A 23,664-nucleotide genomic window follows, 5' to 3' on the forward strand; every position below is an offset into this window, starting at 1 on the left:
GGCCGGATCCGTTGCGCGCTGCCCTCGCTAGACGAGCCGGCGCTCGGCGAGCGCCGCTTCGACGACCACCACGTCGGACGGATTGTTGACTTCCCACAACCCGCCGGGCGGATCGGATATCTCGACCATCCGCACCGCGAGGCCGCAATGGAGGAAGCGAAGCTGCTCCAGCCCCTCGACCCGTTCGAGCGGAGAAGGCGGCGTTCGCATATATTCGGCGAGCGCGGCGCGCGTATAGGCGTAGACGCCGAGATGGAAATAGATCGGCGCATCCCGGCAGCGCTCGGGTATGTGCGGGATCACGCGCTTGGAGAAATAGAGCGCATCGCCCGCGCCGTCGAACACGACCGTCGTCCCCCCCGCGCGGCCGAGCCTGGCTTCCGCAGTCAGCCGGTCGACCTGGAGGGGCGAGCAGCGGATCATCGGCGTCGCGACCGATATGCGCGGCTCTGCCGCCAGCGTGTCGACTAGCAACTCGACCGCCGGCGGGGGCGTCAAGGGCGAGTCGCCCTGGAAGTTCACGATGATGTCGGCGTGGATCCCCGCCTCGCACACCGCTGCCCAGCAGCGCTCGGTGCCGTTGGCGCAATCGGCGGGCGTCCGCACCACCTGCGCGCCGAAGCCGCGCGCGACTTCGGCGATGCGATCATCGTCGGTCGCGATCCAGACCTCGGCGACACCGCCGACGGCACGCGCTGCTTCCCAGCTGCGCTGGAGCAGGGTTTTGGCAGCTCCCTCGGCGCCCAGCAGCGGCACCAGCGGCTTGCCCGGGAAGCGCGACGAGGCGAAGCGGGCAGGGATGATGATCGCCGCCTCCGCAGGTCGGGGCGCGACTCCGGTTCCGCCGACGAGCTTGAGCATCAACCGATCCCGAGCCGCAGCAGATCGTGAATATGGACCAATCCGCGAACTCGGCCGCCCAGCGCGTCGTTGACGACGAAAACCGCGGTGATCCGCGCCTCCGACATGATGGTCAGCGCATCGCGCGCCATCGCGCCGCCGACGAGCGTCCGCGGCCGCCTGGTCATGACCTGCTCGGCCGAGCGCGATCCGAGATCCAAGCCGCAGCGGCGAATGTCACCGTCGGTGATCACCCCGAGCAGTCGTTGATGCGTGTCGACCACGCCGGCAATGCCGAGATTCCTCGCGCTGATCAGGTCGAGAATGTCGCCCATCGGCGTTTCGGGAGGCGCCAGCGGCAGTTCGTCGCCCCGATGCATGAAGTTCTCGACCGCGACCAGATCGAGCCCGAGCCGACCGCCCGGGTGCAGCGCGAGAAGGTCGGCTGCCTTGGCCCCGCGCAGCTGCATCATCGTCACTGCAAGCGCGTCGCCCAGTGCCAGCATCATCGCCGTCGAAGTGGTGGGCGACCGGCCGTAAGGACAGGCCTCGGGGTTCGGGGGGAGCAGCAGATTGATCGTCGCATTGCGCGCCACCGGCGCATCGGGGCTCGAAGTGATCGCAATGATCGGCAAGGCGAGCGTCTCCGCCCGGCGCATGATCACGCCGAATTCGCGTGTGTCGCCCGAATTGGAAAGGATGACGAGCGTGTCTCCTGCGACCAGCGTTCCCAGTTCGCCATGGACGGCGTCGCCGGCGTGCAGGAAGATACCCGGCGTTCCGGTCGACGCGAAGGTTGCCGCGATCTTGCGGGCAATCTGGCCCGATTTGCCGAGGCCGCACAGGATGATGCGGCCGGGCGTGGTCATCAGCAAGGCGACCGCATCGGCAAAGTCCGCACCAAGCTCGTGCGCGAGCGCCCACAAGGCCTCGGCCTCGATCGCGATGGCCCTTCGTCCCATCGCGATGATCGTGCCGCCATCCACGGCTCCGTCGACGACCGCGTCCATTCCGCGACTTGGGCTCCTTTCCGCCGTGGAGACGGCGCTGCATCCTAGCTAATGGAGGCCATATGGCGCGGCGCTGGGGGAAACCACAGGTCGCGGCTCAATCGCCGACGGTGCGCTTTCCTTTCAACGCGACGAGCAGCGGCTGCGCGATTCCCTCGGGCGGAGCGGACACCCTCCTGCCGGCGAGAACCTCGGCGACGAGACGGTCCGCGCGCGCGTCGCCGCTGCTCCGATCGATGCGGATCCGCTCGATCGCGCCGCCGGCGATGCGGATCGAGGCACGCATGTCGAACGTCAGCCGATGGGTGCGCCGGTCGTCGCGAAGATAAGCGTGGAGCTCGTTCGCAAGCCGGCCGTAAAATTCCAGGCGCTGGATCGCCGTGGGGCGTGGGGTTGCGATCCGTTCCCGCACCACCACGCGTCCTAGGGGTATCAAGGGTGCCTCGCCTCTCGCGTCGGGCGTGGTGATGATCGCGGCGTTCGTCCGGCTGTAGCGCGCGATCAGCCCGGTTCCGCGGAGCAGCAGACGCATCGCCTCACGCGGGCTGTAATTGCCGCGCACTGCCGTCGATCGGCGCCCCGCGGTGAGTGCGCTGTCATAGAGCAATTGAACGCCGGTCAGCCGGAAATATTGCGCCAGCGCCGCGTCGAGCGGCTGGGCGGGGATGTCGAAGGCCGTCCGCTGATCGCCACCGATTGCCTGCGCCTGCGCATGCGTATCCGTCGCTGCAAAAGCGGGCGCGCCGATCGCGGCAAGGGCCAGGCATATCGGAAACTTGCCGGAAAGGGTCAGCGCCGCCATCGCGCGCGAAGATAGAGCGGCAAGCGCCCCTTTGCGAGCTGCCTCGTCCGTTTGCCTGTCTGGGTTGCGCACGCGTTTTGCGAGCCGTTGGCCGAGCGGCCATCGCGCCGTACGTCGTTCCATCGGGATGAGCCGCAGGTAATGTATCCAGCAAAGGCGGGTTTTTCTCGAGCCAATTTATGAAACGACTGGAGTCCAGAAAATATCTTTACCGGACTATATTGAATATTTCATGATAGAGCGAATCGAATCGTGTGAAGATATGGCGATATATTTTTAACTAGACCTAAAGTCGATTTCAGGGCTGTAATTGTAATTAATTTGCAACAAAAAACTTTTGCCAAAATGGTTCTGCCGCCGTGTCCAACTAGCGAGGGTGCTGGTTCGGCGGGGATTTTGAGAGATGTTTGCGAGCAGTGCCTTTGCACGCCACGTGAGCCCTGTTGCGAATGACCCGAGCACGCCTGCGGACCGGGTGGGGCTGACCGATGCGGCGTCGCTCTCGTCGCTGGTCGGCGAATTGTCGCAATGCACGACCCCTGCAGCGTTGCGGCAATGGCTTGCCGAATATGCGCGGCAACGCGGCTTTCGGGGCGCGCGCTACCTGCATCTCGGTCATCTCCATCTTGGGCAGCGCGGACAGCACTGGAAGCTGCTGCGCTTTCTATCGACACACGAAGACCGCGCCGATCTGTGGCTGACCGACAAGGCCGGCGTCGAGGCAATGCTGGTCACCTTTTTGCCCTTCGCCTGGTCGAATGGCGACGGCGAGGGGTTCACTGCAGCGCAGCGCGAATGGTATGTGTCGCAGCAGCTCCTCGACTGGCCGGCCGGAGTCACGGCACCGGTTCAGGATCACCCGGCCGGGCCTGCCTGCCTCATCCTGTTCGGCGGCACCGAGCAGGACGCGGTGCATCTCATCGATACGCAGATGCCATCGCTGGCGGTGCAGGCGCTCGCTTTCCATCTTCTCGCCAAGGCGATCCTGCCGGCCAGCAACGCGCTCGGACCGGCACTCTCTGACCGCGAGATCGCGTGCCTGCGGCTTGCCGCCCTCGGAGACACGCTGGCCGATGCCGCGGCCAAGTTGGGGGTGTCGGTCCGCACCGTCGAGCTTCATGTAGCTCGCGCGAGCAAAAAGCTGAGCGCCGCCAACAAGATCCACGCAGTCGCCATCGCGGTCGGCGCCGGTCTGATCCAGGTCTGAGATGCACGCGCTTTCCCCCTTGATGCCATCCGCCGCGATGATCGCCCTTGCGGCAGGAGCCGCCGGCGTGCCGATCGCGGCGCTGGCGCAGGAAACGATCCCGGCGCAGCAGGAACCTGCACCGGTCGAGGCCGGCAACGCTGCGGCGCGCGAGGCGCCGACCAGGTTCATGATCACGGCGATCGACGTGTCGGGCGTGACCAAGCTGAGCAGCGCCGAGATCGAGCGTCTCGTCTATCCCCATCTCGGTCCGGATCGTACCACCGATGACGTCACCGCCGCGCAGAAGGCGTTGCAACAGGCCTACGCCGCGAAGGGCTATGAGGCAGTCGAAGTCGAAATCCCGGTCCAGCCGAACGAGTTGTTCAGCCAAGGCATCGTCCAGCTCACCGTGCACGAAGCGCCGCTCGGGCGCGTGCAGGTCGTCGATGCCAAGCATCATTCTAGCGAGATCGCCCGGACGCAGGTGCCATCGCTCGTCGAAGGGCAGCCGATTGACGTCGCGGCACTCCAGCGGGACATCGCGGCGGCCAATCGCTTTCCTGATCGCACGATCAGCCCGCGGTTCAAGGCGGGCGCCACGCCGGGGACGGTCGATGTCGACCTCGAGGTCGAGGATAGCGCGCCGATCCACGCTAGCATCGAACTCAACAACGACAGCAGCCCCAACACGCGGTCGCTGCGCCTGAGCGGCACGCTGCGCCACACCAATTTGTGGGGACAGGGGCATACGCTGTCGATCACCAGTTCGCTGACGCCGCAGGACATCGATCAGAGCGCGGTGCTCTCGGCCTCGTACAGCGCGCCGTTGATCGGAACCCCGTGGTCGTTCCTGTTCTACGGCTACAAATCGAACAGTAACGTCGCTGCGCTGGGCGGCACCAACGTGCTGGGCAACGGCTATCAGATCGGCGCGCGGGTCAGCTATCGGCTGCCCGGCGACAAGCTGTTTCAGCAGATCAGCTTCGGACCCGACGTCAAAGTGTTCGAAGAGAATATCTCGCTGAACGGCGCGGCGCTCCAGCCGACGCAGATCCGCTATCTGCCGCTGGTCGGCGAATATTCGATGGGCGGCAACGACGAGACGACGAGTTTCGGGCTCACCTTCGCCGCGACTGCGGGGCTCCGTGTCGTCAAGCACGACACCTGCTTCGAAAGTCCTTTCGACACGCCGCAACCGCCGCCCGGGATCATCACCTGTGAGTTCGGCAATGGCGATACCGGGGTGGTCGCGGACCAATTTACCGGGCGCGCGATCGATGCGAGCGAGAATTTCGTCCGTTTCAATCTCGACCTCAACTACACGCGCACCCTGATCGAGGACTTCCAGCTCGCGCTGCGCCTCTCCGGGCAACTCGCCGATTCGAGCCTCGTCACCAACGAGCAATTCTCGATCGGCGGAATGTCGAGCGTGCGCGGCTATTATGTCTCGGAGGCGGTCGGCGATGACGGTTTCGTCTCCTCGATCGAGATGCGCACGCCGAGCCTTGCGCCATCCTTGCCGGGCTTCGTCGACGAGCTGCGGCTCTTTTCCTTTCTCGACGCCGGCTACGCGCGGATCCGCGCGCCGGCGGTGGGCCAGACCGACGAATTCCGCATCGCCGGCATCGGCGGCGGCTTCCGTCTGCAGGTTTTCAAGCTTCTCACCGGCGAGTTCGTGATCGGCGTGCCGCTGCGGGCCGGCCCGGCCACCGGGCGAGGGGAGCCGCGATACAGCTTCTCGCTCAAGGGCGAATTCTAACCTGGACAGCAATTGGGGATCGAACGTGGGCCGAACATTTCTAGCATGGCTGATCGCCCTGCTCGCGATCAGCACTCCGGCCTTCGCGCAACCGGACGCCGGCTGGTGGAACAAGGATTGGCCGTACCGGCGCATGGTGACGGTCGACACCTCGCCGACCGGCGGCAATCTGAGCGGCGCGATCGGCCGCACCGTGCTGCTGGTCCGGCTCCACGACGGCAATTTCACCTTCGGCGACGCGCTCGAGAATGGCGCGGACCTCCGCGTCGTCGACAGCGACGGCAAGACCCCGCTGCCGTTCCACATCGAACGCTATGACGCAGCCAACAGCATCGCGACCTTGTGGGTGTCGGTGCCGGGCCTCAACGGCGGGGAGAGGCGTCAGCTCTGGCTCTATTTCGGCAACAAGAACGCCCCGGCGGGAAGCGACATCGCGCGGACCTACGACCCCGACACGATCGCCGCCTGGCATTTCAGCGAGACCGGCGGGAAGCCCGCGGCCGATCTGACCGCCAACGGCAACAATGCGCAGAATGCCGTGCCGGCGATCGACGAGAATGGCGTGATCGCGCGCGCCGCACGTTTTCAGGGGCAGGGTGAGCTCGTCATCCCCGCGACCCCTTCGCTGGCCATGCCGGCAGGCGCGCCGCTGACCCTGACCGCCTGGGTGCGCGCCGATCAGCTGGCGGGCGAGCAGGCGCTCTTCGCGCGCGGACCGCTGGTCGTCGGACTGGCAAACGGTGCGCCCTTCGCGCTCGTCGGCACGCAGCGTATCCAGGCGGGCGCGGCGCTCAAGGCCGGCGAATGGGCGCATCTTGGCTTCGTCGCCGACGGACAGAATGTGCGTCTCTACGTCAATGGCGTGGAGGCCGGGGCGGCTCCGGGCGCGCTCCCCGCGCTCGACGGTCCGATCGCGCTCGGCGGTGCGGCGGGGCGACCGTTCGTCGGCGAGCTCGACGAGGTTCGCCTCGCCAAGACCGCGCGGCCCGCGGCGATGTTGCTCGCGAGCGCGCAGGCCGAAGGCCCGAACAACAAGCTCGTCGCGGTCGCCGGCACCGCCGAGCGGCAGAGCGCGGGCGGCGGCACGTTCGTCTACGTGCTCGGCAAGGTCGAGATGATCGACGCCTTCATCATCGGGCTGTGCATGGTGATCCTCGTGCTGGCGGTGGCGGTGATCGTGACGAAGGTCGCCTATATCAACCGGGCCGTCCGCGCGAACCGGGTGTTCCTCAAGCGCTTTCGGGCGCTCCACGAGCATCTCGTCAGCATGAAGCACGTCGAGGGCGTCGGTCCGCGCGAGCTCGACATGATCGGGCAGGCCCCGCTGGGCCGGCTCTACGAAACCGGGATTGAGGAGCTCGAGATTCGCCGCGAGACGCGCGGCCGTCGCCCGTTGTCGGGCGAGAGCGTCGAGGCGATGCGCGCCGCGGTCGACGCAGTGGTGGTCGAGGAGAATCAGAAACTCGACCGCTGGCTGGTGCTGCTTACCATCGCGATCTCGGGCGGGCCGTTCATCGGTCTGCTCGGCACCGTGCTGGGCGTGATGAACACCTTTGCCGGTGTCGCGCTGGCAGGCGACGTCAACGTCAACGCGATCGCCCCCGGCATCGCCGCGGCGCTGATGGCGACGATCGCCGGCCTCGCCTGCGCGATCCCGTCGCTGTTCGGGTACAATTATCTAAACAGCCGGATCTCGGCGCTCTCGGACGAGATGCGCGTCTTCGTCGACCGGCTGATCACGCGCCTCGCCGAGATGCAGACCGAGGGCAGCCCTGCGCCGGCGGCTGCGCTCCAGGCGGCCGAATAGGCGCGGAAAGGGGAGACCAGTCATGCAGATCAACAAGGGCCGCAAGGCATATGACGACATCAACATCACCCCGATGCTCGATCTCGCTTATGTTCTGCTCGTCATCTTCATCCTGATGGCGACCGCCTCGGTGCAGGGGATCAAGGTCGACCTGCCCAAAGCGAGCGCGGCGCAGAGCCTCGTCCAGCCCAAGACGATCGCGATCACCGTAACCAATGACGGACAGATCTTCATGGATGCCTTTCCGGTGACGCTCGCCGATCTCGAGACGCGGCTGCGCAGCGCCAAGGCGAGCAATCCCGACGTGCCGATCGTGCTCAAGGGCGACCAGACCGCGCAATATGGCAAGGTGACGCAGGTTCTGGACCTGTGCCGTCAGCTCGACCTCAACAAGGTGGGGCTCGTCACCGGCAAGCCCGCCAGCGCGTCCTGAGATCGGCGAGACGCGCGCATGACCACGATGCAGCCCCCGGGCTACGAGGCCTTCGAGGACCGATCGGCGGTCCGCGAAGCGCTGCCCTATGGCGTGGCGGTGCTGTTGCTCGGGCTGCTCGCCTGGTTCGTCTACAGCCAGCTCACCGCAGTGAGCGGGGTGCGGGTCACCGAGGATTCTAAGTCAGTGGTCGACGTGGTTCCGCTGCCGCCGCCACCGCCCCCGCCGCCGCCGGAACTCAAGGAAAAACCCCCCGAGCCGACCGAGCAGCCGCAGCCCTCACCGGCCGAGGCGCAAAAAGCGCAGCAGCCGCAGCCCGAGGCGGCACCGGTCTCGATCAATGCCCCCGCCGAGTCGGGGAGCGACGCTTTCGGCCTGCGCGCGGGTTCGGGCGGCGGGATCGGCGCGCCGTCGAGCGGCGGGACCTGCCTCGGGAGCAATTGCGGCGCCAAGGCGGGCGGCGGCGGCATGGGGCTGGGCATTTATCGCAGCTACCTGAGCACCGCGCTGCAGCGACGCGTGTCGGGCGACGACCGGCTCAATCGGCTCGTCTTCTCGGCCGATTTGCTGCTGACGGTCGACGCCCAGGGACAGGTGACCGGCGCGCGGCTGGTCGAGGCGCGCGGTCGCGACGACCAGGCGACGTTGCAGCGGCTGGTGGAGGTGCTGCGCGGGGCGCGGCTCGATCCGCCGCCGCCAGCAATGTCCTTTCCATACAAGATCACGGTTCGAGGGCGGCGCGCGCTCTGAGCGACGCCGCGAACAAAAGGGAATGGGAATGTCAGGGCATCGAAACTTTGGCCGACTGATGCGCAATTGGCGATGCGGCGTAGCCGTCGTCGCCGTGTTGGCAGCGGCGCCCGCGCTGGCGCAGGAAGCGCCGCGGTCGGACAGCGCGATGGTGAACCTCGTCCGGCTGCTGACCGAGCAGGGGGTGCTGACGCCCGAAAAGGGCAAGGAATTGATGGATCAGGCGCAAGCCGAGGCCGCACAGGCGCGCGCCGAGCTGGCGCAGGCCGCGCCGGCTCCGAACCAGCAGGCCGCCGCGGAACTGCCCCCGCCGCCGCCCGGCACCGTGCGCGTCCCCTATGTTCCCGAGACGGTCCGCACGCAGATCAAGAACGAGTTGCGCACCGAAGTGATGGCGCAGGCGAGGACCGAAGGCTGGGCGGCGCCCGACAAGGCCGCCCCCGACTGGGTCGACAATATCCGCATCCACGGCGACTTCCGCTTCCGTTCGGCCTCGGCCTTCTACGCAGCGGACAATTCGCCCGATTATATCGACGTGCCCGAATTCAACGAGACGGGGCCGATCGACCTGACCCGGCAGCTCGCGCCCCGGCTCAACACGACGCGCGACAAGCGCAACAACATGCAGATCCGCGCGCGGATCGGACTTGAGGCGACGATCGCCAACCGGTTCCAGCTCGGCTTCCAGCTCGCGACCGGCGACGATCCCGGGCCGATCTCGACCAATGCGACGCTCACCGGCGGCTTCCGCAAGCGCGACCTCTGGCTCCAGAACGCCTATGTGAAGGGCGAGCTGGTGCCCGGGCTGACCGCGATGCTCGGCCGGTTCGACAATCCGTTCCGCACCACCGATCTGATGTTCGATCCCGATCTCGCGCTCGACGGGCTCTATGGCGAGGCCAATTTCGCCAAATTGTTCGACCAGGGCGACGACTTCACCGTGGCGGTGCGCGGCGGCGCGTTCCCGATCATGTTCGAGGATTCGGATTACCCTTCGACTTCGTCGGACAAGCGCAACTTCCGCGACCGCTATCTGTTCAGCGGCCAGCTCGAACTCGCCAGGAAGTTCGATAACGGCGTCGAGGCGCACCTTGCAGGCGCCTATCACAACTTCACCTATCTGCGCGGCCATGTCTCGGCACCGTGCGACATCTATTCGGTCGAGAATGTCGAATGCTCGACCGACGCGCTGCGGCCGCTCTACGCCACCAAGGGCAACACGCTGATGTTCCTGCGGCGGTTCGACACGACCGCCAATCCCGATCCGAACGATCCGCGCCAGCCGCAATATCTGGGCCTCAAATTCGCCTATCGCGTGCTCGACGTGAACGGATCGGTGAGCGTGCCGATCTCCGATGGCGTGATCGCGAGGCTGGGCGGCAATTACCTCTACAATTTCGGCTTCGACCGGAAGAATATCTGCGCTGAAGGCCCCGACGGCGCGCCGCTGAACAATGTCGTGCTGTCGGATCCAGTCAATGATCCGCTGCAGGGCGCCTGCGACGTGACCGGCCCGGCGCGCTTCGTCGGCGGCAATCAGGGCTATGGCGGCTATCTCTCGATCGGCGATCCCAACCTGTTCAGCGTCAATCCGCGCCGCGCGTACAAAGGCGCCTGGGCGATCAATCTCGCGTATAAATATCTCGAGAGCGACGCCGTCCCGGACAGCTTCACCGATTCAGATTTCCATCTCGGCGGCACCAATGCGCAAGGCTATGTCATCGGCGGCGCCTGGTCGCCGTTCGACGGCATTGCGATCGGTGCGCGCTGGTTGAGCGCCAACGAGATCGTCGATGCGCCGCTGGCGATCGATGTGCTCCACGTCGATCTCGGCGTGGCCTTCTGATGACCTGCCGTCCCGCCGCGCCGCGCCGATGCGATCCGGCCTGCCGGATCCGGCCAGCCCCGGGCGGGCGGGCCATCCTCTCCCTGTTGCTCAACGATTCTCGGGCTGGAGTCCTGCAATGACCATTCGTCGCGTCCCATCGTCCGGCCGCGCTCGCCGCCACTTGCTGCTGCTCGGCGCGAGCGTCGCGACGCTGGCCTGCAGTCTCGGCAGCACGCCGGCGGGCGCCCAGACGATGGGCGCGATGCTCCGCCAGCAGGCCGGCGCGCCGCGGCCGCAGGCGCAGCAGCCCAGCGCGGCGCCGCTGCGCTCGCCGACGATGCAGGGGGCGCTTGCGCGTCAGCGCTCGACCCAGTCGCGGATCGCGCAGATCCGCACCTATGCCAGTGCGTTGCGTCAGGCAGTCACGCGCACCGGCGCGAGCGATGGCCTTTCGCCCGACGGCCTCGATCCGACCGAGGCGATCCGCGAGGCGATCGCAGCCACCAGGGCCGGCGATACTGCGCGCGCCAACCAGCTCCTCGTCAGCGCCGGCGCGGCGAACGACACGACGGGGCTCAAGACGTGGGAAGGCGCCGGGCTGCCGAGCCAGAGCGTGGTCGACGGACGCACCGTCGTCATGATCGACCAGACCAAAGAGCGCGCGTTGCTGTCGTGGAACAAGTTCAACGTGGGCGCGAACACGACGCTGCAATTCAACCAGAAAGAGAATGGCGTCGCGCGGCCGGGCTGGGTCGCGGTCAATCGAGTCACCAACGCGACCGATCCCAGCCTGATCCTCGGCAATCTCAAGGCCGACGGTACTGTCGTGGTGCTCAACCGCGCCGGCATCATCTTCGGCAAGAACAGCCAGGTGAACACCCGTTCGTTGCTCGCCAGCACGCTCGAGCTCGGCAATGCCGTCATTTTGACGCAGGGCGTGGGAACCCGCGTCGCTTCGATCAGGGATCGCAACAGCTATTATTTCGAGAACGGCCTGTTCGCCCCTGCGAACCGCACGGCCGACCGCACCAGCGAAAGCGACGGTGCGGCTTTGCTCGTCTCCGGGATCGCCGAGCAGAATGGCGGGGATGTGCGGTTCGTGAGCGCTGTAGAGGGCGGTATCGTCGTCGATAGCGGCGCGCAGCTGAGCATGGCAACGGGCGGATTCCTCATCCTGGCGGCACCCGAGATCCGTAGCGCGGGCAGGCTGAGCGCGGTCGAAGGCCAGGTCAGCCTGCAGGCCGGCCGGGCAGTGAGCTTCATCGAATCCACCGGCGCTGCGACCGGCGCCGATCCCTATGTGCGCGGCTACAAGCTCAACAGCTTTTTCTATGGCATCGGCAGCAACCCGCAGCTGCCGCGCGACCCGCTGCCCGGCGACGGCAGGATCATCGTCGACGGCATCATCGTCTCCCGCCGGGGCTATCTGTCGCTCGGCACCAGCCCCTATGGCTCGATCGAGAGCCACGGACTTCTCTCCACCACGACCAGCGTCTCGCGCAACGGCAAGATCTCGATCACCGGCGGCAACATCCTGCTCGCCGGCGCCGCCGACCCCGGCAAGGCGAGCGGGATCGAGATGATCGCCGACGACAATGGCGAGACGATTCCGCAAGGTTCGGCGAGCGAGCCGGCCACCTTCAAGGCATCGCAGCTCGAGATCGGCACCCAGGTCCAGGTCCCCAACGTGCCCGTCGGGAGCTTGCTGTCCACCAATTTCACCATGGGGCAAAACGCGCTGATCTATGCGCCGGGAGCCAATGTCACGGTGGGGGCCACCGTGGGCGCGGCGGCGCTTGGCGCGGTCAGTGGTCTGGCGTTCGGCCGGATCGAGATCGCAAGCGGCGCGACGATCGACGTCAGCGGCTACAAGGACGTTCAGCTCGCCGCGTCGCGCAATTCGATTGAAATCACGCCGGTCAAGCGCAACGAACTGCGCGACACGCCCAATTATCGCGAAGTGGCGCTCGACGGCAATTTCACTCTCAACGGCGCGACTTTGTATGTCGATCCGCGACTCTCGGGGGTGCGCGAGGACGGCGTCGCGTGGGTCGGCTCGCCGCTGATTGAGGCCGGCAGCCTGGCGGGGCAGATCGGCGTCACGGCGCAGGAGTTCATGACCAGGGGCGGCAGCGTCAGCCTGCTGACGTCGGACCTGAGCCCGCGCGACAATCTCTCGGCCTCCACGGCCCCGAGCATCCATATCGCACGAGACGCGACGATCGACTTCTCCGGGGGGTGGGTCAATTATGCGGCCGGAACGGTGCGGACCAGCCGCCTGGTCACCGATGACGGCCGGATCGTGGATATCGGCAAGGCCGATCCGAACGACCATTATGTCGGCGTGGTCGACGGCTTCATCGAGGTCCAGCCGCGCTTCGGCGTGCTGCGCACCTATCTCAACGCCTCGGGGCAAGGGCTGCGCTTCGATGCGGCCTATGACGAGGGGCGTGATGCGGGCAGGCTGACGATCAGCGCGCCGGCAGTCGCGGTCGACGGCAGTTTCTATGGCAATTCCTTTGCCGGTGCGCGCCAGATTGCCGCCGGCGTGCGGCCGAGCCTCGCGAGCACCCTCGCCGGAGACGGCAGGCGGTTCCAGCGCTCGCGTTATGAGTTGCCCACGGCCGGCAGCGTTTCGTTCAAGACGCTGGGCGACATGCTGGTCTATCATGGCGAGCGCGGCGCGGCGGAATCGAACCGGGCCGAATTGCTGCTGAGCGACACGATGTTGAGCGGCGCCGGACTGTCGGCGCTTTCGCTCGAGGCGACGGGATCGGTTACCTTTGCCGGCGGCAATCCGTTCACGCTTCAGGCGGCCGATGCGCTGCGGATCACCGGCGCGTCGAAACTCGCGCTGGCACCGGGCGGGGCACTGACGGTTCTGGCCGGGCGGACGATCCGGTTCGACGGGACGGTCACGGCCAATTCGGGATCGATCGATGCAACTACGCGGACCAATACCGTTCGCGACGGCCTTCCCGGACCCAATGGGTCGGCGTTCCGCACCGGACTGTACGGCACCGGCCTCGGCGACGACCTCGCGCGGCTTTATGCCGCCGATCCCGGAGCGCTCAATCCCTATGACGTGGTCGTCACGGGGACGCTCTCGACCGCCGGCCTGTGGGTCAACGACTATGCCGAACAGGGCGCGCCGCGCGGCGGCGCGTTCAGCGATGGCGGCAGCATCCGCCTGACCGCCGCGCCGAACTTCCTCTCGGCGATCGGCACCAGCCTCGATACCGCGACGCAGGCAGTCGACCTGAGCGGAAGCATTCGCGTCAGCGGGACGCTGAACGTGATGTCGGGCGGCTATGTCACGGCCACCGGAAGCCTGCTTCTCGATGGCATGGGCGGCGACGTCTCGCTGGTGGCGGCGACTCGCTATGCTTCCACGTCGTTGACCGACAGCGGCCGGCTGACCGCGGGCGATCCTGCCTATTCCAACATTCCGCTAGGTGGCGAGGGGAGCCAATCGGTCGACTTCACGCCGCTTCCGGTCGGCACGCCGTTCGGGCTGGCGGTGCTGCCGACTCTCGTGCCGGACCCACGCACGACCGTCGACATCGGCGGCGCCTCTATCCTCGGTTTCGGGTTCGGCGGCGGCGGAACCTTCGCGCTCGTCGCGCCCGATATCAGCTTCGGCTCGGACAACCATGCCGGGGCGACGCATATCGGTTTCGACTTCTTCCAGAAGACCGGTTTCGGCACGCTCGACCTCAGCAGCTACCGGTCGAAGATCGTCGACGACGTCTTCACCAATGGGCGCGCCGGCAAGTCCGCCTTCCTCGAGACGACGCGGTTCGAAGTGCGTGGGGGCGAGACGCTCGATCTGACCCAGTGGCTGCTTCCCGCGGTTCTGACCGCCGACCAGTCGCTCGCGCTCAGGACGCTCGGCACCGGTGCTGACCTGTCGGGCCAGTCGTTCCTCGCGCCCTCGCGGATGGACGCGGCCTGGGATCGCAAGGCGGCGCATCTGGTGCTCGGCGGGCTCACCGAGTTCGACGTGCTCGCGGGCGGCACGATCACCGGCGCGGCCGAGGCGAGCCTGACTGTCGCCAAGCTCTATAATGGCGGCACGATCGCGCTTCGCGGCGGTACGATCTCGCAACGCAACGATCTACCCAACGATCTCGTGGTGGGCGGCCTCGGCGTGCGCGCCGCCGATCTCGGCGGCAACGGCATCGCCGAGGCGTTCGGCGGGGGAACCGATGCGCTCGGGCGCTTCGACGAGAATGCGCGCAACGCCGCCGGGGTGACCGATCCCGCGTCCGCCGGGCGCATCATCACCAATGCCGAGCTCGTCTCGCGCGATGGCGCCGACCGGCTGATCTATTTCCTCGGGCGGCTGAGCGCCGCGCAGGGCATCCTGCTCGACAATGGCAGCGTGACCGATCTGTCGGGCGTCGCTTTGCTCAATCCGCGCGCGCCGTTTCAACCCGGCGGTGCCCAGATCCGGGTCGGCCGCGTCCTCGACGGGGGCAGCATCTTGCTGCGTGCCGGTGAGATCGCCAGCCGCACGACGCGCTTCGGCGTCAACACATCGGTGCTCGATTCGAACAGCTTCGTCCGCGCCGACGGCGCCAGGCTCGACATCAGCGGGACGAGCGCCTTTCTCGACCAGCCGACCGGGCTCGGCAATTTCGCGCCGTATCTCGAATGGAGCGCGGCGGGGACGATCTCGGCGCTGGGCGGCGGATCGCTCGGCACCACGCCGATCGACGCGCATGGCGGAGTCGCGCAGGCGCAGGGCGGCACGCTCGAATGGCTGCGGCCGACCCTCGGCGCGAATGCGAACGGCGGCGCCGACTATCTCTATGCCGGCACCGTGGCGGCGAGCGGCTTCGACAGCCTGATCGCGCGCAACGCGCTGACGCTCGACGGCGATTTCTCGCTGTCGCTGCGCAAGTCGCTGATGGTGTTGTCGCAGGATCCGACGGAGGGCGCGCCGATTCGTCCCGACGCCGACGTCTATATCTCGGCCACGCAGGGGACGCGTGCGGCGGTGGCGGCCTCCTATATCCGCTTCGCCAGCCGGCTGGGCGACCCGTTGTTCGAGATCCACCCGGCTGTGGCCGGCGACGCGCAGGTGACCTTCGCCGCGGGCGGCCAGGGCATCGACCTCGTCGGCGCCATCGCCATGGATCGCTCGATCGCCTCGGTGGCGCTGCGCAGCCCGGGCGACGTCCGGCTGATCGGGGTGAACGATCGCGGCGCGGGCGAGTTCGCCTATAACGGCCAGTTCGTCGTCAATGGCGACCTGCTGATCGACGCGCGCCGGACCTATGCCACGACGGGCACGGGCAATCTGCAGGCGCTGCTCGAAGGCCGGCCGGAGGCCTTTTCGAGGCCCTATACCCTCGCAGCGCTCGGCGATCACAGCATCACGTTCGGCAACAGCTATCTCGACGCGAGCGCGCCGCCGCCCTTGTCCGCAGGGACGCATCTGCGCATTCTCGCCGCGCGGATCGAACAGAATGGCTATCTCGCGGCGCCTTTGGGTCTGCTCGAGCTCGGCTCGAACACGGCCACGACGGTCCGTTCGGCTTCTATCCTGCCGACCCGATCGGTGACCCTGGGCGCGGGCAGCGTCACCACCGTCTCGGGCGCCGGCCTCAAGGTCCCCTATGGCACCACCACCGATCTGATCGAATATTATTTCCCGACCATCGCGACGCCGATCACCCGACTCCCGACCGGACAGCTCAATCTCGCCGCGGCCGCGATCGTCGAGCAGGCCGGCGCCCGGATCGACGGGCGCGGCGGCGGCGACGTCTTTGCGTACGAATTCCAGTCGGGAGTGGGTGGCTCGCGCGACGTGCTCGATCGGATCAACCGCGATCCGTACAGCAGCAACCATTTCGATCCGGTCACCGGCCGCGGCTATCAATATGCTGACCGTCGCCAGGTCTTCGCCTTGGTGCCGGTGAGTCAGGCCGGCAAGATTGCGGCCTATGACCCGCTTTATTCGGCCGATTACGGCAGCGCGGGCTCGGTCGATCTCTATGGCGCGAATGCCGGTATGACGGTGAAGCTCGACGGCGCGCCCGGCGTGCCGGCGGGCGAGTATCTGCTCGTTCCGGCTAAATACGCGCTGGCGATCCCGGGCGCGTTGCGCCTCGTCGAGAATACGGGAAGCGGCGCGCCGCTGCCGGGGCAGAGCGCGACGATGCTCGACGGCAGCGTCGTCGTCGGCGGCACCTATGGCTATGCCGACACCGGCATCGCGGAATCGACGCGCCACGCGTTCACCGTGCAAAGCCGTGACAGCTTCCTCAAATATTCGAACATCGTCACGACGAGCGGCTCCAACACGCTGGTAAAGAATGCCTCCGACAAGGGCGTGGCCCGGCCGCGCCTGCCGCTCGATGCCGCGCGGGTGATCCTCAGCCCGCTCACCGAGCTTCGTATCGCCGGAGTGTTCGATACGCGCGCGGCCGAGGGCGGGCAGGGCGGCCAGTTCGACCTGCTCGGCACGAACGTCGTCATCGCCGCGGACGACAGCCAGCAGACTCCCGGCGCGCTGACGGTCGGCGCCTCGACTCTGGCGAGCCTCGGCGCGACCAGCCTGCTAATTGGCGGTCAGCGCAGCGACGGTGCCGATGGCACCACCGCGATCCATCCCAGCGCCGGGTCGATCCTGATCAAAAGCGGCGTGACGCTAGACACCCCCGAGCTGCTGCTCGCGGTCGGCGGCACCGGTTCGGCGCTGACGATCGAAGACGGCGTGACGCTCAAGGCGAGCGGCGCGCTCGGGACACAGCCGGCGACCGGTTATACCGCATCGACCGCGGGCTCGCTGCTACGGCTAGCCAATGGCGCTGAGCGCCTCGTCTCGCGCTCCGCCACCGGCGGGTCGTCGATCAATATCGGCGCGGCAAGCATCAGCGGCACGTCACTGGCGCTGGACACCAGCGGAACCTTCGCGGTCGCCGATCAGGCGGCGATCGCCGCGGATCGGATCGCGATCAGCGGCAGCGCGCTTCAGTTCGATTCGAGCGCGCAGGCGGCGGGGCAACCCGGCATCATCGGCGCGGCGCTCGAGGCGAAGCTCGCCGCGGCGCGACAGCTTACCGTGCGTTCGCCGGGCGCCATCCGCTTCTCGGCCGGGACCCATCGCTTCAACGGCCTTGTCCTCGATACCGCGACGCTCGCCGCCGTCGCCGATACCGCGGCCGACGGCGCAGTGACGATCGATGCGGGCGATGTCCGCCTGCTCAATGCGGGTAATGGCGCGGACGGCTGCCGCGTGGCGGGCTTCTGCGGCGCGGCGAGCGCGCTGACGCTCAACGCCGCGACGCTCAGCTTCGGCGCCAACGCCGTGCGGGCTTCGGGCTTCGCCGACTCGGTGACGCTCGCCGCGACCGGCGGCATCTATGTCGAGGGCAAGGGCTCCTTCTCGGCGGGCAACGCCGCGCTCGCGTTGCGTGCGCCCTTCCTCGCCGATCGCGCACTGTCCGCCGATCCGCGCGCGCAGAAGGTGCGGCCCGAATACAGTTTCCTCACCAACGCCGGCTTCACGCTATCCGCGCCGGCGGGCGCGTCCGCATCGACGCCGAGCGGCAATGCCGCGCCGGGCGCCAGCATCAGCATCGGCACGAAGGACGCTCCGGTGCTTTCGGCGAAGATCGTCGGCAGCCTGATCCGCGCATCGTCCGGCATCATCGATGTCGAGGCGAAGGGCGACATCGCCTTGACGGGTGCGACACTCTCGACGCCGGGCTATGAAAAGACCTTCGGAGACAGTGTCGACGCAGTGACCGTGTCGGCGGGCGGCGGGACGATCAACCTGCTGTCGAAGAACGGCAATCTGACCGTCGATGCGGCGAGTACCCTGATCGTCGATAGCGGCACCGGATCGGCCGGAGCGCTGAACCTGCTCGCCGGCAATGGCGCGATCACGCTCGCCGCGACGCTCAACCCGGGGGTGCAGGGCAATCGCCAGAGTTCACTGGTCTTTGATTCGGGCCGGTCCGGCTTCGATCTGAGCGGGTTCGTGACTCGCTACGGCCGGTTGTTCGGCGGCGACGTGGCGGTGCGGAGCGGTGCGGGTGACCTCGCGCTCGCGGCGGGTCAGACGCTGAAGGCGAAAAATGTCAGCCTCACCGCCGATGGCGGGCGCATCACCGTCGCGGGGACGATCGACACCTCGGGCGTGAACATTGCGGGAATGACCGCCGACCAGGCGCGCAACGCCGCAGTCGACGGCGGCGACATCGCGCTTTGGGGCCGTGGCGGCGTGACGCTCACTGCCACCGCGAAGCTCGACACGCACACCAGCGGCCATGCTGACACCGACAGCCGGGCCGCCTCGGCCGGAGAGGTGACGATCGGGATCGAAGCGGCGGACGCGGCGATCGATATCGCGAACGGCGCGATCATCGATGTCGGTGCGCGCCGCACCCAGGCGGCGCTGGCCGCGGGCGAGACCGGCGCACGGCTGATCCCGCAAGTGATCACCGATCCGGTCAGCGGCAATCCGGTCACCGTCTATCGCTATGCCGCGGCGGACACCGGCGGGACCGTTCATCTGCGCGCGCCGGTGCTCGGTACGGGCGAGGACAAGGTCGCGGTCAGCCTGCGCGGTTCTATCCTGGGCGCCGATACCGTTCAGCTCGAGGCGTTCAAGCGCTACGATCTCGATGTGCTGGCGAGCAGCGGCCTCTATTCGGGGATCACTCGCGATGCCGACGGGACCTTGCTGCTCAACATGGCGGCGAGCAGCGCCGCCGGCGGCAAGTTCAATCCGTTCACCGAGAATTTCGCGCTGGCCGATGGCGGATCGTCGGTGGTCCGTTTCATCCAGGATTTCGACGTCTCCACCATGGACGGCAGCAGCCTTGACGGAGTCCGCCTGCGCCCCGGAGTCGAGCTTGCTTCGGACGGCAGCATCAAGACGACGACCCAGTGGAATCTAGCCGCGGCGACCTTCTCGCCCGAACAGATCCAGGCGGCCGTGAACGCCGGGGTACTCGAAGTGATCCCCGAACTGAGCACCGGCGGGCAGACGCAATATCGGCTGGTGCCCGGTCAGGAAGGCACGCTGCTCGATCGCTTCGCCACCTTCCTCTATCGCACGGGCGGCTCCGCGCGCGGCGAGGCGCCGGTCATGACGCTGCGCGCAGGCGGGAACCTGACCGTCAACCGCAGCATCAGCGACGGCTTCTTCAGTTTCCGCGACAAATCGAACCCCGCCTATATCAACTGGCAGCTCGGCGGCGGCGACCGCAGCTATTCGCCGGCGCTCCAATTCTCGTGCGGCGGCGCCACCGGCTCGTGCGCCAACATCCCGAGCTATGGCTCGGGCAATCCGGGCGTGCCGCGAACGCTGACCATCTCGCTGAGCGCGCAGGCGGCGCAGGGCGACTTCAACGGCAATCCCTTCGTCAATTCGCCGCTCGCGCTGGCGGGCAACGGCGCGGCAGGCGGGGGCGAGGCGGGGGACTCGCTGGGCTTTGCCGAGCTCTTCCCGCTGCTCGACGGCAATGTCGCGATGCATTCGTCCGATCTGCGGCTCGTCGCGGGCGCAAACAGCGTGCTGTCGGCGAACCCGCTCCACGTCGATCGCGCGCTCGACGCGGACATGATCGTGGCGGGCGAATATAGCTACAGGCTCACCGCCACCGGGACGGTCAGCTTCGACGATCCGCTGCAGTTCAGGCTCATCAACTCGGCCGCGGCCAACCCGATCGACTTCAACATCGGCGACACGCTCAACCTGAGCGACTCGACCGCGCAGCTCGATCAGCTGCGCGGCGATGCCTATACCCAGCTGAACTGGGGCAATTCGGCAGGCCTGGGCGTGGACGCGCGCACGGCGGCGCTGCTTTATTTCGCGGGCAAGGGCTATAGCTTCGTCGGATCGCCGACCCAGCCTACGGGCATCTCGGCACCGCTCTCGGAAATCATCGGATTCCTGCAATCGTTCGAGCCGACCTATCTGGCCGGGCTGGCGAACGGACGCACGGGATATACCGCCAACCGTACCCCGGCGATCACCAGCTATGGCAGCGCCGACCAGGCCCATGTCCGCTCCTATGTGCGGACCGGCGACGGTTCGATCCAGCTCGCGGCATCGCGCGACGTGGATCTGCGCGGCGCTGCGAACCTCGCCGATCGAAATGCGGTCACCTATCGCCAGCAGAACGGCACCGCGACGGCCGGCCCCAATTACGGCAACAGCCCGAGCGCCTCGGTCGAGTTCTCGGCGGCGGCGGTCTACACCGCTGGCGTGCGGGTGGCGAAAGCCGATGTCAGCGCGCGGATCATCGGCGGCGGATTGGTTACGATCCGTCCCGACAGCCCCTATCTCGATGCGGCGTCCGAGAAGGTAGACTTCATCCCGACGCCCAAGGGGCTGTCCGATACCCAGCCGCTGCTGGCTTATGGCGGCGGCGATCTCTCGCTCATGGCGGGCAGGGACGTGCTCGGCAATCGCGACGTCTGGAGCGAACGCTGGCTCGATGCCGGCCCGACCGGCGGCCAGATCAGCCAGCGGTGGCGCACCGGCGGGGTCGGGATCGACACCGAGATCGGCATTGCGCCGCGCTACTTCACCTCGGGAGTCGGCGCGCTCGCTGGCGGCGACGTGACGATCGACGCGGGGCGCGATGTTGTCGAACTCATGGTCGCGCTCACCAACGGCGTTACGACAGCGTCGACTGCGCCGGATGCAGTGATGCTCGCGTTCGGCAACGGCAATCTCGCACTGACCGCCGGCCGTGACATCCTCGCGGGCAAATTCGACATGGCGTCGGGGGCTGCCGCGATCCACGCCGGGCGCGACATCGGCGCCTTCGGGCTCGAGCCGGTCATGGCTGGAATAGGTGAGACGGTTCCGCCCCAATATGCGCGGATCCGCCTCGCCGATGCCGTGGTCGACGTCTCGGCCAAGGGATCAGTGAGCTTGGCCAGCGTATCGGCGCTCGGGGTGGACAGCACCGCGCCGCAATCGGCCAATTCGGCCGGCTTCTTCAGCCCGGCCGCCGCGATCGGCATTTCGGCCAATGAGAAGGTTGAGATAGCGCCGCCCTTGTTGACCGCAAGTTGGGATTACGGCCTGCAGCCGCGAGAGCTCCTTGCGACTGGCAGCATTCCCCGGTTTGTCCAGCTTCTCCCACCGACCGTGTCGCTCACCTCGCTGACGGGCAGCGTGGCCTTGCCCGCCGAGCCGCAGCAATTGCTCTATCCTTCGCCGATCGGCCAGTTGCGCCTGTTCAGCGATGGCGACATCAAGGATCTGTCGATCGCGATGAGCGACGTCGACCCGGGACTGCTCGCCGGCGCCTTCGTCGCCAATGTCGGCTTCTTCTATCAATTCCCCTATGTCGTCACGGATACGACCGACGCGCAGCTTCGCGCCGCGCACAACCGGCGCATCACCCATGCGGGCGATCCCGAGCCGGTGCGGATCTACAGCAACGGCGACATCCTGAATTCGGCGATCTTCCTGCCCAAACAGGCGCGGATCACCGCGGCCGGCGACATCGTCGACATGTTCTTCAACGGGCAGAATCTGGCCCGGGGCGACGTGACCCGCATCCGGGCGGGCGGGGACATTTTCGGGACGATGGCGTCGACCTCGGATCCGCTGCCTTATGTGCGATCGAGCAATTTCATCCTCGGCGGGCCGGGCAGTTTCATCCTCGAGGCCGGCGGCGACATCGGGCCGTTCGCGAGCTCCGCCGATATCACTGCAGGCGGACAGACCTACAGCTTCGCCGGTGGTGTCCGCACGATCGGCAACGAATATAACCCTTGGCTGGCTGACCAGGGCGCGGATTTGCAGCTCCGCTTCGGCATGGCGGCCGGTGCCGACTACGCGGCGCTGCGCGAGACCTATCTCAACCCGGCGAATTTCGCGAAACTCGACGGCGACCTGTTCGCGCAGGTCACCGATGCGTTCGGCAACAAGCGGCCCGATCGCAGCAAGCCGATCTATGCGCCGCTCCTCGCCGAGTGGTTGCGCGACAATGCGCCCGAGGCCTTTGCCGCGATCTTCGGCGGCGCCGGCGTCGCGAGCGGCGCTGGGCTCGCGGAAGCGGCTTATGGCCACGCAGGCGCGCTTTACGATGCTTTCGCCGCGATCGACTCGCTGCACCAGCAGGATTTCCTGATCAACCGCCTCTATTTCAACGAGGTCGCCGAGGTCGGCAATCGGAGCGGGCCGTCGTTCCAGCAATATGTCCGCGGCTATCGCGGGATCCAGACGCTGTTCCCGGCGAGCCTCGGCTATACCGATAATCTTGCGCCCTATTCGCTCGATCCTTCGACCGTCTCCGCGGATCATCCGCTCGGCGAGCCGGTGCGCAACACCGTCGGCGGCCAGCCGCAACGGGCGGAGCGCGTGGTCACCGGCGGCGTCGACCTCCGCCTCGCGACGATCCAGACCGCGCGCGGCGGGGACGTCACGATCCTGGGGCCCGGCGGCGATGTCATCGCGGGCTCGGTAGTCCGTACGGCGGACCAGGCGGTGCGCCGGGCGACGGCGTTTCAGGTGAACGCGGGAACGGTTCGATCGCGCCTCGAGCTCGGCTGGGTCACCGGGAGCGAGGGCGCAAGATTCGCCTCCGTCCCCTTGGGCTATGAAGGCCTGCTGACGTTGCGCGGCGGCGAGATCCACGCGTTCACCGACGGCGACTTCATCCTCAACCAGAGCCGCGCTTTCACCCAGCAGGGCGGCGACATCGTCATGTGGTCGTCCAACGGCGACCTCAACGCCGGTCAGGGGCCGAAGAGCGCCTCCAATTTCCCGCCGATCACCTTGCGGTTCGACGAGAACGGACTTTCGGACGTCAACAGCGCGGGCAGCGTCTCGGGTGCGGGCATCGGCACGTTCAGGCGGACGCCCGACGATCTTGCCTCCGACGTGATTCTCATCGCGCCGGTGGCGAAGTCGACGCTGGCGACGCCGGGGTTCGCGCATCGGGCAATGTCGTGGTCGCCGCTGCGCGCGTCGCCAACGCCGACAATTTCAAGGCTGCGGGCGACATCACCGGCGTGCCGAGCCAGAGCGGCATCAATGTTGCGGTGACTCCCAACGGCGCCAACGAGGCACAGGCACAGCTCCGCGAAGTGACGCGGGCGGCGCAGCCCCCGGCCGACCGCCGCTCGATCATCACCGTCGACGTGCTGGGGCCGGTCGGCGACGGCCGCTGCGAGGATCGCAACCGGAGCGACGACCCGGACTGCGCGCCCGATCGCGGCAATCCGCAGTGACGATGCGAACTCAATAGCGACACCTTCTTCG

Annotated in this window: 9 protein-coding genes and 1 pseudogene; 7 read left to right on the forward strand and 3 right to left on the reverse strand. The window is 67.3% G+C overall.

Annotation, left to right across the window (positions count from 1 at the left end):
* Positions 1–27: 27 nt before the first annotated feature.
* From CVN68_RS21490 to CVN68_RS21500, 3 genes are all read right to left on the reverse strand, one after another.
* Positions 28–861, reverse strand: coding sequence for a 3-deoxy-manno-octulosonate cytidylyltransferase (locus CVN68_RS21490; RefSeq protein ID WP_100284002.1), 834 nt, complete (start codon positions 859–861; stop codon positions 28–30).
* Positions 861–1,850 carry a KpsF/GutQ family sugar-phosphate isomerase gene (locus CVN68_RS21495; protein WP_233503473.1) on the reverse strand — a complete coding sequence of 330 codons (990 nt, stop codon included), beginning with the start codon at positions 1,848–1,850 and terminating at the stop codon, positions 861–863. The genes CVN68_RS21490 and CVN68_RS21495 overlap by 1 nt, the downstream gene beginning before the upstream one ends.
* Positions 1,851–1,947: 97 nt before the next feature.
* Entirely contained in the window at positions 1,948–2,652 is a 705-nt protein-coding gene (locus CVN68_RS21500) for an STN domain-containing protein (protein ID WP_158299011.1), read from the reverse strand.
* Positions 2,653–3,085: 433 nt separating this feature from the next.
* Here CVN68_RS21500 and CVN68_RS21505 point away from each other — a divergent pair, with 433 nt between their 5' ends.
* The 7 genes and pseudogenes from CVN68_RS21505 (at position 3,086) to CVN68_RS21535 (ending at position 23,633) form a co-directional block, all read left to right on the forward strand.
* On the forward strand, positions 3,086–3,859 hold the full coding sequence (locus CVN68_RS21505) for a helix-turn-helix transcriptional regulator (protein WP_158299012.1): 774 nt from the start codon (positions 3,086–3,088) through the stop codon (positions 3,857–3,859).
* 22 nt (positions 3,860–3,881) lie between these two features.
* Entirely contained in the window at positions 3,882–5,600 is a 1,719-nt protein-coding gene (locus tag CVN68_RS21510; RefSeq protein WP_100284592.1) for a ShlB/FhaC/HecB family hemolysin secretion/activation protein, read from the forward strand.
* 25 nt (positions 5,601–5,625) lie between these two features.
* On the forward strand, positions 5,626–7,407 hold the full coding sequence (locus tag CVN68_RS21515; RefSeq protein ID WP_100284005.1) for a MotA/TolQ/ExbB proton channel family protein: 1,782 nt from the start codon (positions 5,626–5,628) through the stop codon (positions 7,405–7,407).
* 22 nt (positions 7,408–7,429) lie between these two features.
* Positions 7,430–7,840 (forward strand): ExbD/TolR family protein, encoded by a 411-nt coding sequence (locus CVN68_RS21520; protein ID WP_100284006.1) that lies wholly within the window; start codon positions 7,430–7,432, stop codon positions 7,838–7,840.
* Positions 7,841–7,858: 18 nt separating this feature from the next.
* Positions 7,859–8,590 (forward strand): energy transducer TonB, encoded by a 732-nt coding sequence (locus CVN68_RS21525; RefSeq protein WP_100284007.1) that lies wholly within the window; start codon positions 7,859–7,861, stop codon positions 8,588–8,590.
* Between the two features lie 58 nt (positions 8,591–8,648).
* The gene (locus CVN68_RS21530; RefSeq protein ID WP_158299013.1) at positions 8,649–10,436 is read left to right on the forward strand and encodes a putative porin; all 1,788 of its coding nucleotides are present in this window, start codon (positions 8,649–8,651) and stop codon (positions 10,434–10,436) included.
* Positions 10,437–11,055: 619 nt separating this feature from the next.
* Positions 11,056–23,633, forward strand: a pseudogene (locus tag CVN68_RS21535) (filamentous haemagglutinin family protein).
* Positions 23,634–23,664 lie beyond the last annotated feature (31 nt).

The organism is Sphingomonas psychrotolerans, assembly GCF_002796605.1.
In the GTDB taxonomy this organism is placed as follows: domain Bacteria; phylum Pseudomonadota; class Alphaproteobacteria; order Sphingomonadales; family Sphingomonadaceae; genus Sphingomonas; species Sphingomonas psychrotolerans.

Excerpts from the sequence above, each read along its gene's own strand:
- CVN68_RS21500 (WP_158299011.1), bottom strand. The coding sequence starts at position 2,652 with ATGGCGGCGCTGACCCTTTCCGGCAAGTTTCCGATATGCCTGGCCCTT.
- CVN68_RS21525 (WP_100284007.1), top strand. The coding sequence starts at position 7,859 with ATGACCACGATGCAGCCCCCGGGCTACGAGGCCTTCGAGGACCGATCG.
- CVN68_RS21520 (WP_100284006.1), top strand. The coding sequence starts at position 7,430 with ATGCAGATCAACAAGGGCCGCAAGGCATATGACGACATCAACATCACC.
- CVN68_RS21495 (WP_233503473.1), bottom strand. The coding sequence starts at position 1,850 with ATGGACGCGGTCGTCGACGGAGCCGTGGATGGCGGCACGATCATCGCG.
- CVN68_RS21530 (WP_158299013.1), top strand. The coding sequence starts at position 8,649 with ATGCGCAATTGGCGATGCGGCGTAGCCGTCGTCGCCGTGTTGGCAGCG.
- CVN68_RS21490 (WP_100284002.1), bottom strand. The coding sequence starts at position 861 with ATGCTCAAGCTCGTCGGCGGAACCGGAGTCGCGCCCCGACCTGCGGAG.
- CVN68_RS21510 (WP_100284592.1), top strand. The coding sequence starts at position 3,882 with ATGCCATCCGCCGCGATGATCGCCCTTGCGGCAGGAGCCGCCGGCGTG.